Raw genomic sequence first — 13,972 nt, forward strand, 5'->3', positions numbered from 1 at the left:
GAGGAGTACAAACTATGAATGATATAAAAGATTTAAGTTCTTATAAAAACGTATGGATATTTGCAGAGCAAAGAGATGGAAAAATAACTCCAGTAGTTATCGAATTATTAGGAGAAGGAAGAAAATTAGCTAAAGAAGTAGATGCAGAACTTTGTGCAGTATTATTAGGAAAAGATGTTGATGGATTAGCTAAAGAATTGATTTCTTATGGAGCTGATAAAGTTTATGTTGCAGATGATGCTCTTTTAGAAAAATATACAACTGATGCATATACAAAAGTAATAAAAGATGCAATAGATGAAATAAAACCAGAAATAATGCTTTTCGGAGCAACTCATATAGGTAGAGACTTAGCACCTAGAATAGCTTCAAGAGTAGGAACTGGATTAACAGCAGACTGTACTAAATTAGAAATAGACCCAGAAGATAAGAAAATAAAACAAACTCGTCCAGCATTTGGTGGAAACATAATGGCTACAATCATTTGTCCAAACCATAGACCTCAAATGTCTACAGTTAGACCTGGTGTTATGGATAAAGCTGAAAAAGACGAAACAAGAACTGGTAAAGTTATAGCATTAGATTACAAAATAACTCAAGATGATATAAGAACTACTGTTTTAGAAACAGTTAAGAGTAAAAAAGATTTAGTATCTCTTACAGATGCAAATGTTATAGTATCAGGTGGTCTAGGATTAGGTGGACCTGAAGGATTTGAAATGCTTAAACAATTAGCTGACAAATTAGGTGGAGTAGTTGGTTCTTCTCGTGCTGCTGTAGATGCTGGATGGATAGACCATTCTCACCAAGTAGGTCAAACAGGAACTACTGTTAAACCAAACCTATACATAGCTTGTGGTATATCAGGAGCAATACAACATTTAGCAGGTATGCAATCATCAGATTTCATAATTGCTATAAACAAAAACCCAGCAGCTCCAATATTAGAAATTGCTGATTATGGAGTAGTTGGAGACTTACATGAAATAGTTCCAATGCTTATAGATAAATTAGATAGCGTTGATGATTTATTAGAAGCTATAAAAGCTTAATAGGTAACAAGTACCTAAATACTACTGATGAAATAAGCCTTATTAGTTAGTAACATAAATATTATTACATAATATGGTTATTGCTAAATCGTATTTGTCAGTTATTAAAAAGTCTGTTTGAATAAAATTTTATAATACAAGATATCTAGATAATCCTTATATGTATATTACTTACAAAATGTGAGTCGTATTCTATAAGGATTATCTTTATTTTCAAAAATAAGCACTAATTTTAATTAAATTGTATTAAATAGACAAATAATTACTGAATATGTGATAAAATACAATTAAAAGCAAAATGAAATTTTTAACAAACTATGACCATTAAAATTATCTGTAAGTTGTATTTTAATGAAGGAAGATATTAAAAAAAAGACGAATAAGGAGTTGGTTGTATGTGCTAATAGTATTTATTGTAAGCAAACAATAAATTTTGTATGTAGTTCAATAAATTACTTAATGAAAGGTGCGAATATTAATGGATAATAATTTGATAGGGCTTATAGAATATGTAGAAAATCCAGCTATTTTATGTAAAGAGTCAGGCGAAATAATATACTGTAATCATCTAATAGATAATATTTTTAGTTTTCTCGATATAAAAAGACCTAAAAATATAAATGAATTAGATTCAAATTTTGACAAAAAAGATATACTGGTGAATAATAAAAAGAAAATAGCTTTTAGAGAATTAAGAATGACTGCACATATTTATAATATGAAAGATAATGATAATGAAAATAACATAGTTTATTTATTTGAGAAGTCTGTAATATCTGACAAAGTAGTTGAGGATATAATAGAACATATAGATGAAGTTGTCGTTGTATTTAACAAAGATGGAGTAATTGAAAAGATGAATACTGTCAGTGATGAGATTTTACCTTTTAAAAGAACTGAAGTACTTGGTAGAAATATAACAGATCTTGTCAGACAGGGATTAGTTGAAGAACCAATAATATTAAATATGCTTAAGGTAAAGAAAAAGATTTATAGAAATATTGTTTATCCTGATGGAAAACTTATCGCTTATACAGCTGTTCCAAGATGGGACTCAAAAGGAAAACTTACAGGAGGAGTACTTACAGGAAGAGATATATCAAGGGTTATTAAACTTGAATCTCAGATAAGATATAGTGATGTATCAGAAGATACAGAGTATATAAGCAAAAGTAAGACTATGGACAATATAAAAAAAGTTGTCAAGAGAGCTGCAGCATCAGATTCTTCTATATTTATAAATGGAGAATCAGGTGTAGGAAAAGAAATTATAGCTAGGACAATATATAAGTATAGTTCAAGAAGGGAAAAGCCTTTTATAGCTATAAACTGTGGGGCTATACCAAATGAATTATTAGAATCAGAGTTTTTTGGATATGAAGAAGGTTCTTTTACTGGAGCTAAGAAAAAAGGTAAAAAAGGACTTTTTGAAGAAGCAAATGGTGGAACTATATTCTTGGATGAAATAGGCGAACTGCCAATGCAAATGCAAAAAAAATTACTTAGAGTCATACAAGAAAATACAATTACTAGAATTGGTGGAAGTAAACCTATAAAGATAGATGTTAGATATATAAGTGCCACTAATATTTCTCATGAGGACCTTAGAAACAACCTCAAATTTAGACAAGATTTGTACTATAGATTGAGTGTTATTCCAGTAAAGATACCACCACTTAGAGAAAGAAAAGAAGATATAGTTCCATTGGTTGAGTATTTCTTAAAACTTTATAATGATAAGTACAATAGAGAAGTAGAAGTTTCACCTAAGGTTATTGAGTTATTGGAAGAATACTCTTGGCCAGGAAATATAAGAGAGTTAAAAAATATTATTGAAAGATTTGTAGTATTATCAGCCAAAAACGTAATTGGAGAAGATGAATTTAATATGCTTATAAATCTGGATATGATTGATAACGAATCAGATGATTTATCACCAATAGTGGTAAATGGAATTATGAATCTGAATGATGCATATAAAATGGTAGACCAAATAATGATAAGTAAAGCTATAAATAAATATGGGTCAATAACAAAGGCAGCCGAAGTGATAGGAATATATCCTTCTACAATACATAGAAAGATAAAAAGTGGATATATTCGAGTTTAATAAATAAGTTAATAGAGTAATTTGAATAAATATAATATAATTTTAAATACATAACCTATATACAACTTAAAAGAGATGGCTTAAAAATAATTTTAATTATTCTAAGTCATCTCTTTTCTTTTATAAATATTTAAAAGTTATATTAGTTTATAGAGTTAGTAGAACCTAAAACATCATCTATTTTACTTTCAACTACAGCTTGTATAGCATCTCTACCAGCACCAATGTATTTTCTTGGGTCAAATTCTTTTGGATTTTCAGCTAAGAATTTTCTAACAGCAGCAGTCATAGCTAGTCTTAAGTCAGTATCCATGTTTATTTTACAAACAGCCATAGAAGATGCTTTTCTTAACATGTCTACAGGTACACCTTTAGCTCCAGCTATATTTCCACCAAATTCATTACATGTAGCAACAGCGTTTTGGTCAACAGCAGATGCACCATGAAGAACTATTGGGAAACCTGGTAATTTACTTTGGATTTCTTCTAGTATGTCGAATCTTAATTTAGCTTCTCCTTTGAATTTGAAAGCACCATGAGAAGTTCCTATAGCTATTGCTAATGAATCAACTCCTGTTCTTTCAACAAATTCAACTGCTTCAGCAGGTTGAGTATATTTATGAACATCAGAAGTAACATCATCTTCTGTTCCAGCTAAAACACCAAGTTCTGCTTCAACAACAACACCTTTAGAGTGTGCATATTCAACAGCTTCTTTAGTTATTTTAACATTTTCTTCAAAGTCAAAATGAGATCCATCTATCATAACTGAAGAGAAACCAGCATCAATACAAGTTTTAATAGCATCCATATTTGGACCATGATCTAAGTGAAGAGCTACATCTACACCTATTTCATCAGAAGCAGCTTTAACCATCTCAACTAAAGTATGAGGTCCAGCATATTTAACAGCTGACATAGAAGCTTGTATCATAACATAAGAATTTTTAGCTTTAGCAGCCTTTAAAACACCTTGTAATTGTTCTAAGTCACTTATGTTAAATGCACCTACAGCAAATCCACCTTCGTAAGCTTTTTTAAACATTTCTTTTGTAGTAATTAATGCCATTTTAAACTCCTCCTATTAACTTTTAAAATTTACCCATCACTTATATTATAACGTTAAATCAAAAAAAGTATATAGTAAATTGTAATAACTATAAATTACAAGTATAATGTTAAATAGAAGATAATAGGATTAGGTAGAATAATAAAGAATAGAAACGATTTAGGAAGAATTAAAATAAAGAAGGGTTTAAAATAAAGGAGAGTCAATATGCCACAGATAAAGATAAGAGGAATTCATGAAAATGATATATGTAAAATAAGTGAAAAAATGATAGATGATTTAGTTGAAGCTGTAAAATGTCCAAGAGATTACTTTGAGATAGAATGTATAAAATCAGTTGCAATAAGAGATGGTAAAATAGTAGAAGTATATCCTTTTGTTGAGATAGCATGGTTTGATAGAGGACAAGAAGTACAAGACATAGTAGCAAGAATAATAACTGATAGCATAAGAAATAATTTAGATGTTGAAAGTATGGATTTAGCATTTACATTATTTGAAAAAGAAAAATATTATGAGAATGGAGAACATTTTTAATGGCTAAGAAGCAACGTATAGATAAAATTCTTTCAAACTTAGGTTATGGAAGCAGAAGTGAGATAAAGAAATATTGTAAGCAAGGGTCTGTAGTAGTAAATGGAAGTGAAGTTTCAAACCCAGGGACTCAAGTAGATACTGAAAATGATGAAATATTATTCAATGGAGAAGAAGTTGTCTATAGAGAATATATATATTTAATGATGAATAAACCAGATGGATATATATCAGCGACTACAGATAAATACGACCCAACAGTTTTAGATTTGATTGATGTATCATACTTAGCATTTGAACCATTTCCTGTTGGAAGATTAGACAAAGACACAGAAGGATTATTAGTTTTAACTAATGATGGGAAGCTTTCTCACAGAGTTTTATCGCCTAAGAAGCATGTGCCTAAGACTTATTATGCAAAAATTGATGGGATAGTGACTGAAAAAGATGTAGAAGCTTTTGCAGAAGGAGTAGTACTTGATGATGGGTACAAAACTATGGCATCTCAGTTAAAAATATTAAAGAGTGATGAGGAATCAGAGATAGAACTTACAATACATGAAGGTAAATTTCACCAAGTTAAAAGAATGTTTGAAAGCGTAGATAAAAAAGTAGTATACTTAAAAAGATTGTCTATGGGTAATTTAAAGTTGGATGAGAGTTTAGAGTTAGGCGAATATAGAGAGTTGACAGATGAAGAAGTAAAATTGATTGAAGAAAGATAATAAAGACACTATAGTAAATTGGAGGAGAATTTGTGAAGAAAAAGGATATTATAGAATTTGAAGTAGATAAAATGGAGTTTGGAGGTACATCTTTAAGCCAAGTTGGAGATAGAGTTATTCATATGAAGGGCGGGATAAGTGGTCAAAAGGTAAAAGCTGCTGTTAAAAAAGTTAGAAGCAAAAAAGCAGAAGTTAAGATGATGGAGTTGCTTGAACATTCCCCACTTGAAACTGAAATACCTTGTAAGCACTTTAGAGAATGTGGAGGATGTACATTACTATCAGTGCCATATGAAAAGCAATTAGAAATAAAAGAAAAACAAGTTATGGATTTATTTTTAAAGCAAGACTTATTTGGATTTCAATTTTTAGGAATAGAAGGAAGTCCTGAAAACAAGTACTATAGAAATAAAATGGAGTATACTTTTGGGGATGAAGTAAAAAATGGACCTTTAACATTAGGACTTCATAAAAAAGGAAAGCATATAGATATACAAACTGTTGAAGAATGTATGTTGGTTGATGAAGACTTCTCAAAAGTATTAGTATCTAGTGTGGAATTTTTCAATGAAAAAAATCTTCCTTATTATAGAACAATGAATCACAAGGGATATTTAAGACATCTTGTAGTTAGAAAAGGGATTCATACTAATGAGATTATGGTTAATATAGTTACTTCTTCTCAGGAAGATTTTAATATGAATGAATTTAAAGACATGCTTTTAGGACTTAATTTAAAAGCTGAGTTGGTAGGTGTACTTCACACTATTAATGATGGTCTGGCAGATGCTGTTCAATGTGATGAGTTGAGAGTTTTATATGGAAGAGATTACATACAAGAGGAGATTTTAGGGCTTAAATTTAAGATTTCTCCATTCTCATTTTTCCAAACTAATACTAAAGGAGCTGAGGTTCTTTATAGTATTGCTAGGGATTTTATTGGAAATTACAATGATAAGGTTGTATTTGATTTATATAGTGGGACTGGGTCTATTGGACAGGTTATGGCTGGTGCAGCTAAGAAGGTGTATGGTATTGAAATAGTTGAGGAAGCTGTTGTTGCAGCTAATGAGAATGCAAAGTTAAATGGACTTACTAATTGTGAGTTTATTGCTGGAGATGTGGCTAAGGTTGTTAAAGATTTGAAAGATAAGCCCGATTTAATCATTGTTGACCCTCCTAGACCAGGTATTCATAAGGATGCTATTAGAGATATTTGTGGATTTGGTGCAGAGGAGATTGTTTATATTTCTTGTAATCCTAAGTCTTTGGTTGTTGATTTGGTTGATTTTAAGAGTTATGGTTATGAGATTAAATTGGTCAAGTGTATGGATATGTTCCCCAATACACCACATTGTGAGACTGTAGTTAAACTTATTAGAGAATAACAGGGTTTCGACTGTTTGTATCATGTTATAAGTTTGGATTTGCCACCAGTTTGCCACCGTAATTGTTTTTCGGTGGCAAAGTGTATGTCTTAAACTATGAAAATTAAAATCTATACCAAGTTCATAATTAGCAACTCTACTTAAATATTTTAAACTATTTATTGTTACACGTTCACCCATTTCTTTTTTACATACAAAGTTGGAGTTTATATATTGTTCACAGAATTTTAATTTTATTTATTTTTGCAACTTCTTATGTTCCTTTAAAAATTTTGTTAACACATTGCCAATATTTATTAAAAATAGGCATATGGAAAATAATGACATGAATTTGCTTTAATATTATTTTCTTATTTTTTAAAATTCTAAAGTTCTTCTAATACAGTTCACATTCAGTACACAAACTTTTGATAATATATAAGTAAGCTAAAGGTTATATAAATACTAAATGAATTTAAATATACATATTTGTATATAAAATATATGAGAACTTTAGGAGGAATAAGTATGAACATATCAAGAAGAGCTATGAAGATAATAGAAATAGCACAAAAGATTGCTAATAAAAAGGGTATAACTGTAGATGCAGCTTGGAATGATGCTGTTAGAGAATATAAAAAGAAATACGAATATGCTGCATAGATAGTAAGAGGTTTAGGTTAATTTCTAACTTTTTTATAAAGAAAATAATTACTAGGAGGTATAAACATGAAATGTCCTAACTGCGGTAGTGAGAAAATTCAAAAAAATATTAAATGGGGAGGAAAAAGTGATACTGGCAATGTTGGATTAAGATACAATTTACTAGGGGCGGCAACAGTATATTCTGATTTATGTTTAGAGTGTGGTGAAATAGTTAGAACATACATAATGGAAGATACTGATAAGGATTGGCAGGTAAAAAGAATAAAGAAGATAAAAAAATAGATTAACCCAAAAGGTCATCTTTGTAGATGGTCTTTTTTTATACAATAAATTAAAAAGGAGAATGATAAGATTAATGGTTTAAGAGAAAAGATAATAAAAGAATTAGATGAATTTATAGTTTTTAAATATGGTAAACATTTGGTAAACATTATTATGGTATTATTTAGAAAATAAGATAAAGAAAAGGAGATAATAATTATAAAAAAACAATTTATGGTTCTAGGATTATCAGGATTAATTGGTTTAAGCGGATTTGGATTACTTGCAAATAAATCATTTGCAGATACTCCTGTATCTGGAGATGTTTATAAAAAAGAAACAACTAAAGACACTCTAGAAAAAGGAAATACAATTTTGGATGATGGTGTTTATAAAAAAGAAACAACTAAAGATGTTGTAAAAGAATAATTTAGTTTTTTATATATAGTAAAAGAGTGGAAATTCATTCCGCTCTTTTTTTCTTTATTAAATAAATCAAAAAAGCAACTCTAATATTTAGTTATGTTCAAAATAAAGTAAGATGGATATAAAAGAAATTCTTATTTCAGGTATAGTGCTGTATATTTCAATTTCATTTTTAGCCAATGATATAATATATGCTATAAAGCAAATAAATTGGAAAATTCCAGCGTTGATATCACGTCTAGATTCAGTTTTTATTATGATGTAATTCATAACCAATTCATATGAGATACATCTAACATCCTCAACTAATAATTCTAGTAGATTATATCAATAGATGGAGTGAAGACTTTATAATAATTATAAAAATATGGAAAAATATGTTTAATATGATTTTAATAAGGTATAAATTTTTATAAATAGAATGATAAGGGGTGGATAAGATGTTAATATATGATAAGAGTTTTTATCCAAACAATGTTTATCCAGCGATAGATTTTCCTAAGATAAAAAGACAATTAAAATCAATATATAAGAATGATTTATCAGATTGTGGCAGTATATGTATAATAGAAAGAAAAGAATATTCTATGAGTATAAATAGTATAGGTGAGATAAATGTATATTATGACTTAGAATATGAAAATAATATACAAAGTATAGTTGATGAAGTTGAAAAGTTATTCAAATCTCAAGTTAAAAATTTTAGTATATCAAAACTCAAGAATTGATGATTAGGAAGGTAGCAACTAGAGAGATAGTTGTTACCTTTTTTTATTCAATGATAGTAATTCCTTTTTGTTAAACATAAGATTAGTAGCACTATGATATGATTTTGTATATAAGTACCAATAGACTAACATGTAAGATACTAAGGTATTAGTATTGCAAGTATGTTTGCTGATTTATTATGTAAAATTTCAATTAGTAAGGTCTAGCACTGAAAGAAATCATAGAAAAAGAAGAATTGATATGATATACTACAATTGTGTCTTTATTGGAAATAGTGCTTATCAAAGATTGTAGGTGAAAAAATGAGTAAAATTTTATTTTTAAATGCTTGTGTGCGTCCAGAGTCACGTACATATATTTTAGCTCAACATGTGTTAGATAAAATGGATGGTATTATTGAGGAAGTGAAATTAGAAAGAGAGCAGATTATGCCTTTGAATTGGGAAACCTTACAAAAAAGAGATATATATTCTCAAAATCATGACTTTTCTGCACCAATGTTTAGATATGCTCATCAATTTGTGGATGCAGATGAAATAGTAATTGCTGCTCCTTATTGGGATTTGACATTTCCAGCATCTATCCGAATTTATTTTGAAGCTGTAACAGTTTGTGGCTTAAGTTTTAAATATGCCTCAGATGGAACAGCACAAGGTCTTTGTAAAGCTAAAAGAATCATATATGTAACTACTGCTGGAGGATTAATTTCAGAATATAATTTAGGATATGATTACATTAAAGCTCTATGCCATATTTTCTATGGAATACCAGAAGTTATATGCTATAAAGCTGAAAATTTGGATATTAAGGGTGCAAATGTAAAAGCAATAATGGAGAATTCTATAAAAGAAATAGGCAAACGATAACTTAAGTATATTGCACTGAGATATAGTTTTAAAGACACATTGTAACCATTATAAGGAGAGAGAGTCTATGTTTTTGACAAGTAATGTAAACTACAAAAAAAATATAATTCTTCCGTCAAAAAAGAGATTCAGACTATGTCCATGGCAAGGAAGATATCGATGGATAACTCTGCAAACTAATTTATAAATTAATCAAGTTTAAAGGAGAGTTATTTATTATGGAACAATTGAATATGTTAGAGGAAAAACCAGTATTACCATTATTGATGAGAATGGCAATTCCTCCAATGATTTCTAATCTAATTATGTCTATGTATAATATTGTAGACAGTATTTTCGTTGCTAAAATTGGGCAAGATGCAGTTACAGCAGTGTCGTTAGTATATCCAATTCAAAACCTTATCTTATCAATAGCATTAGGATTCGGAATAAGTCTTGCTTCTTGTATATCACGTTACTTAGGAGCAAAACAAACATTAGTAGCTAATAAAATAGCAACACATGGTATCGTTTTTGTAGGGATTCACTATATCATTTCTATTCTGTTAGGATTATTTCTAATAAATCCTTTTTTAAGCCAGTTCATATCAGATTCAACTATAACCCAATGGGGATACGATTATGCTTTTATTATTATTTTATTTTCTTTTTCTTTACTATTTGAGGTAGCTATTGAAAATATCTTTGTAGCAACTGGAAAAACTGCTTTACCAATGTTGACACAAGGACTAGGCGCAATTACCAATATTATATTAGACCCTATATTAATTTTTGGCTTATGTGGTTTTCCTGCTATGGAAGTACGTGGAGCAGCTATCGCAACAGTTATAGGACAGATTGCAGGTATGCTTTTGGCAGTTTTTATATTAAAATATAAGATAAAAGAAGTACGTATAAATTTTCGAGGTTTTCGTATAAGTAGTTCCGTTTTAAAAGCCATTTATAGCGTTTCTATACCATCAACATTAATGTTGGCGGTACCTTCCATTATGGTATCAATATTAAATGGTATTCTTGCTACAATTTCACAGACAGCTGTTGCAACATTCGGGATTTTTTTTAAACTTCAAACATTCGTATATATGCCATCATACGGGCTTATGCAAGCATTGAGACCAGTTGTTGGTTATAACTATGGCGCAAAAAAATGGTTTAGAGCTGAAAAAGCAATAAAAATTTCTATTGTAATTATAAGTTGTATAATGCTATTTGGAATGATTTTATTTGAACTTATTCCAGCACAAATACTTACTTTATTTAATGCTGATGCTGAAATGAAATCTATAGGAATTACTGCATTACGTGTTATTTCTCCAGCTTTTATTATCTCTGTTATATCATTACTTTTATTTTATAAATTTAAAAAACAAGCAATTACAAGCATTACATAAATTTTATATAATAAGAATTGAAGATTTTAATTTTAGAGTAAATGAAAATGAGTTGTTTTCATTAGTCGTGTTTTATATTCATCTTTGAACATCATTATACTTTCTCTATCATTATCTTATATAGTCATAACTAAGCATTCTCTTGAGGGGGAGTGTTTTTTTCATTTATCCAAACAACATTCTTTACTTCATCAATTATTATTCAGCAAGATTGTTTGAAAATTGAATACCAGACACTATACATTCTAGTCGTATGTGGTTGCTACCAAAAGAAGCAGAAAAACCGAAAGATAGCCACAAAAAGTTATAAGGTTAAGAAATTCTTAATAATTTCTTATGCAGAAAATCATAAATAGTAAAGATTCTTTTGATATAATAATAAAATATCTTAGATATGCCCGAAAGGAGGAAAACAGTTATGAATGATAAAATTCTTGTAGTAGATGATGAACATGATATAGCAGACTTAATAGAGGTCTATCTGCAAAATGAAGATTATATTGTATTTAAGTATTATTCAGCTAAGGAAGCCCTTGCTTGTATAGAAAATACAGAGCTTGACCTTGCTATTTTAGATATTATGATGCCTGATGTAAATGGATTTGATATTTGTCGAAAAATACGTGAGAAGGACACTTTTCCAGTTATTATGTTAACTGCAAAAGATGAAGAAACTGACAAAATTACAGGATTAACTTTAGGAGCTGACGATTATGTCACAAAGCCTTTTCGTCCCCTTGAATTAATTGCTAGAGTAAAGGCTCAGCTGCGCAGATACAAAAAGTACAATCATATACAAGAAGAATCTGATACAAGTTCTGTTTTGTGTTATTCAGGTTTAGAAATTAATATTAAGACATATGAATGTCTACTTGACGGAAATCCTATTTCACTTACACCAACAGAGTATTCTATACTTTGTATTTTGCTACAGAACAAAGGAAATGTTGTTAGTTCTGAGGAATTGTTCCATAAAATATGGCAAGATGAGTATTATAGCAAAAGTAACAATACAATCACCGTTCATATACGACATTTACGTGAAAAAATGGGTGACACTATTGAAAAACCTAAATATATCAAAACTATATGGGGAGTGGGTTATAAAATTTAACTAAAACTCAACATGATGAGAGGAAAAGTTACGCTATGAAGAAAAAAAATAAACATTTAAAAATAATTAGTTGTGTATTATTCATGCTTTATTTAGTCTTATTAGTATGGATTATATTGTTTAAACTACAATTCAGAATAAACGATATAGGTTACACAAGGAGTATCAACTTGATTCCCTTTCATTACTCTACTTCTGTTGGAGAACAGTTTCACTTTAAGGAAGTAATAGATAATATTTTAATTTTTATTCCTTTCGGAGTTTTACTTTCTATGTTGTCATCAAGAATGAAACTGCAAAATAAAGTTCTTATTATTTTTGGAACCAGTTTTATCTTTGAAATGATTCAGTATATTCTTGCTATTGGAAGTACAGATATTACAGACCTAATCACCAATATGTTCGGTGGAATAATTGGTATTAGTCTATATGCATTACTGCTGAAAATACTAAAAGATAAGCAAAAAACAGATACAGTAATTTCAACCCTAGCTGGAATCGTTGCAGTTCTTTTTTTAGTGCTGATGACAGTTCTTCTGTTATCCAATTAATGAATGTATAGATATGGAGGTGATAGCAATGACGAATAATGGTATAGAAAAGAAATTACGTATGAAACTCTGTATAACCTTAATTATTTATACCTTAGTTGGGTATGTTTTGACAATATTATTTGACTATGGATTCAGTAGATTTTCAAATACATTTTTTACGTGGCTACATCTTAGAGTTGAAGTCATTTATTTTCTATATTTGATTATAGGTTTTTTCTGTATTTTTTATCATTACTGGAAAAAACCGTGGGAATATTTGCAGGAAGTCATGAATGCCACTAAAACAATATATCAACCAAATGACAGCACCATTGAATTATCTGAACCACTCAAAGATATGGAGAAGCAGATGAACCAAATAAAAATGGCTGTTCTGATTAGCCAGCAAGCTGTAAAAGAAGCTGAAAACAAAAAAAATGAATTAGTTATGTATTTAGCTCATGATATTCGCACACCTCTTACCTCTGTAATAGGTTATTTAAGTCTACTGGATGAAGCACCTGACATACCAATAGAACAGAAAGCAAAATATATTGGAATTGCTTTGAAGAAATCTATACGTCTGGAAAAGCTCATTAATGAATTCTTTGAAATCACGAGGTACAATACACAGCAAATTCAACTAACAAAAACAAATGTAGATTTATACTATATGCTTGTACAACTCATTGATGAATTTTATCCTGTATTATCTGCTAAAGGAAATTCTGCTGTACTTAACGCAAATGAGAATCTGACGGTTTATGCTGATTCTGAAAAACTAGCTAGAGTGTTTAACAACATGCTCAAAAATGCTGTTACATACAGCTATCCTAATACAGAAATTCTGATTTACGCTCGAAGGGAACAGGATAAGATTAAAATTAAATTTGAAAACCAAGGGCAGACTATTCCAACAGAACAATTATCTACAATTTTTGAAAAATTTAACCGTTTAGATGAGGCTCGTAAATCGGATAGTGGTGGTGCAGGTCTTGGGCTTTCTATTGCCAATGAAATTATTCTTTTGCATGGCGGAGAAATTTTGGCTCAAAGTGAAAATGATAGGATTAGTTTTACTGTATTACTTCCAACTCAGTCTTAGGAAAACATTAATTGGATATTAGGA

General features: G+C 29.5%; 16 protein-coding genes. 14 read left to right on the forward strand and 2 right to left on the reverse strand.

Annotation, left to right across the window (positions count from 1 at the left end; genetic code table 11):
- Window positions 1-14 precede the first annotated feature (14 nt).
- A complete protein-coding gene (locus tag KGF45_RS16635; RefSeq protein WP_227829326.1) occupies window positions 15-1,052 on the forward strand; it encodes an electron transfer flavoprotein subunit alpha/FixB family protein in 1,038 nt (345 codons plus the stop codon).
- Window positions 1,053-1,530: 478 nt separating this feature from the next.
- Window positions 1,531-3,162, forward strand: a complete 1,632-nt coding sequence (locus KGF45_RS16640) for a sigma-54 interaction domain-containing protein (protein WP_227829327.1) — start codon at window positions 1,531-1,533, stop codon at window positions 3,160-3,162.
- A 142-nt stretch (window positions 3,163-3,304) separates the two neighbouring features.
- Here KGF45_RS16640 and fba read toward each other — a convergent pair whose 3' ends face one another.
- A complete protein-coding gene (gene fba, locus KGF45_RS16645; protein ID WP_227829328.1) occupies window positions 3,305-4,231 on the reverse strand; it encodes a class II fructose-1,6-bisphosphate aldolase in 927 nt (308 codons plus the stop codon).
- Between the two features lie 207 nt (window positions 4,232-4,438).
- Between fba and KGF45_RS16650 the strand changes: the two genes are divergently transcribed.
- The 6 genes from KGF45_RS16650 (at window position 4,439) to KGF45_RS16670 (ending at window position 8,213) form a co-directional block, all read left to right on the forward strand.
- Window positions 4,439-4,768: a DUF1904 domain-containing protein gene (locus KGF45_RS16650; RefSeq protein WP_227829329.1), complete on the forward strand. Its 330-nt coding sequence runs from the start codon at window positions 4,439-4,441 to the stop codon at window positions 4,766-4,768.
- Window positions 4,768-5,490, forward strand: a complete 723-nt coding sequence (locus KGF45_RS16655) for a pseudouridine synthase (RefSeq protein ID WP_227829330.1) — start codon at window positions 4,768-4,770, stop codon at window positions 5,488-5,490. Before KGF45_RS16650 ends, KGF45_RS16655 begins: the two co-directional genes overlap by 1 nt.
- A gap of 32 nt (window positions 5,491-5,522) precedes the next feature.
- Window positions 5,523-6,878 carry a 23S rRNA (uracil(1939)-C(5))-methyltransferase RlmD gene (gene rlmD / locus KGF45_RS16660; RefSeq protein WP_227829331.1) on the forward strand — a complete coding sequence of 452 codons (1,356 nt, stop codon included), beginning with the start codon at window positions 5,523-5,525 and terminating at the stop codon, window positions 6,876-6,878.
- 507 nt (window positions 6,879-7,385) lie between these two features.
- Complete coding sequence (locus KGF45_RS20195) at window positions 7,386-7,520, forward strand: hypothetical protein (RefSeq protein WP_255287867.1); 135 nt, start codon at window positions 7,386-7,388, stop codon at window positions 7,518-7,520.
- 66 nt (window positions 7,521-7,586) lie between these two features.
- Window positions 7,587-7,805, forward strand: a complete 219-nt coding sequence (locus KGF45_RS16665) for a hypothetical protein (protein WP_227829332.1) — start codon at window positions 7,587-7,589, stop codon at window positions 7,803-7,805.
- Window positions 7,806-8,018: 213 nt separating this feature from the next.
- Window positions 8,019-8,213: a hypothetical protein gene (locus tag KGF45_RS16670; protein ID WP_227829333.1), complete on the forward strand. Its 195-nt coding sequence runs from the start codon at window positions 8,019-8,021 to the stop codon at window positions 8,211-8,213.
- Between the two features lie 87 nt (window positions 8,214-8,300).
- On the opposite strand, the gene KGF45_RS16675 is transcribed toward KGF45_RS16670, so the two are convergent.
- Window positions 8,301-8,480 (reverse strand): hypothetical protein, encoded by a 180-nt coding sequence (locus KGF45_RS16675; RefSeq protein WP_227829334.1) that lies wholly within the window; start codon window positions 8,478-8,480, stop codon window positions 8,301-8,303.
- Window positions 8,481-8,650: 170 nt separating this feature from the next.
- Between KGF45_RS16675 and KGF45_RS16680 the strand changes: the two genes are divergently transcribed.
- The 6 genes from KGF45_RS16680 (at window position 8,651) to KGF45_RS16705 (ending at window position 13,948) form a co-directional block, all read left to right on the forward strand.
- Window positions 8,651-8,938: a hypothetical protein gene (locus KGF45_RS16680; RefSeq protein ID WP_227829335.1), complete on the forward strand. Its 288-nt coding sequence runs from the start codon at window positions 8,651-8,653 to the stop codon at window positions 8,936-8,938.
- 303 nt (window positions 8,939-9,241) lie between these two features.
- The gene (locus tag KGF45_RS16685; protein ID WP_227829336.1) at window positions 9,242-9,805 is read left to right on the forward strand and encodes an NAD(P)H-dependent oxidoreductase; all 564 of its coding nucleotides are present in this window, start codon (window positions 9,242-9,244) and stop codon (window positions 9,803-9,805) included.
- A gap of 218 nt (window positions 9,806-10,023) precedes the next feature.
- Window positions 10,024-11,196 (forward strand): MATE family efflux transporter, encoded by a 1,173-nt coding sequence (locus KGF45_RS16690; RefSeq protein ID WP_227829337.1) that lies wholly within the window; start codon window positions 10,024-10,026, stop codon window positions 11,194-11,196.
- A gap of 418 nt (window positions 11,197-11,614) precedes the next feature.
- Complete coding sequence (vanR, locus tag KGF45_RS16695; protein ID WP_227829338.1) at window positions 11,615-12,310, forward strand: VanR-ABDEGLN family response regulator transcription factor; 696 nt, start codon at window positions 11,615-11,617, stop codon at window positions 12,308-12,310.
- 35 nt (window positions 12,311-12,345) lie between these two features.
- Window positions 12,346-12,861, forward strand: coding sequence for a VanZ family protein (locus KGF45_RS16700; RefSeq protein WP_227842907.1), 516 nt, complete (start codon window positions 12,346-12,348; stop codon window positions 12,859-12,861).
- A gap of 28 nt (window positions 12,862-12,889) precedes the next feature.
- Window positions 12,890-13,948 (forward strand): sensor histidine kinase, encoded by a 1,059-nt coding sequence (locus KGF45_RS16705; protein ID WP_227829340.1) that lies wholly within the window; start codon window positions 12,890-12,892, stop codon window positions 13,946-13,948.
- The last annotated feature ends 24 nt before the right edge of the window (window positions 13,949-13,972 follow it).

This window comes from Clostridioides sp. ZZV14-6154, assembly GCF_020657785.1.
Lineage (GTDB): Bacteria > Bacillota > Clostridia > Peptostreptococcales > Peptostreptococcaceae > Clostridioides.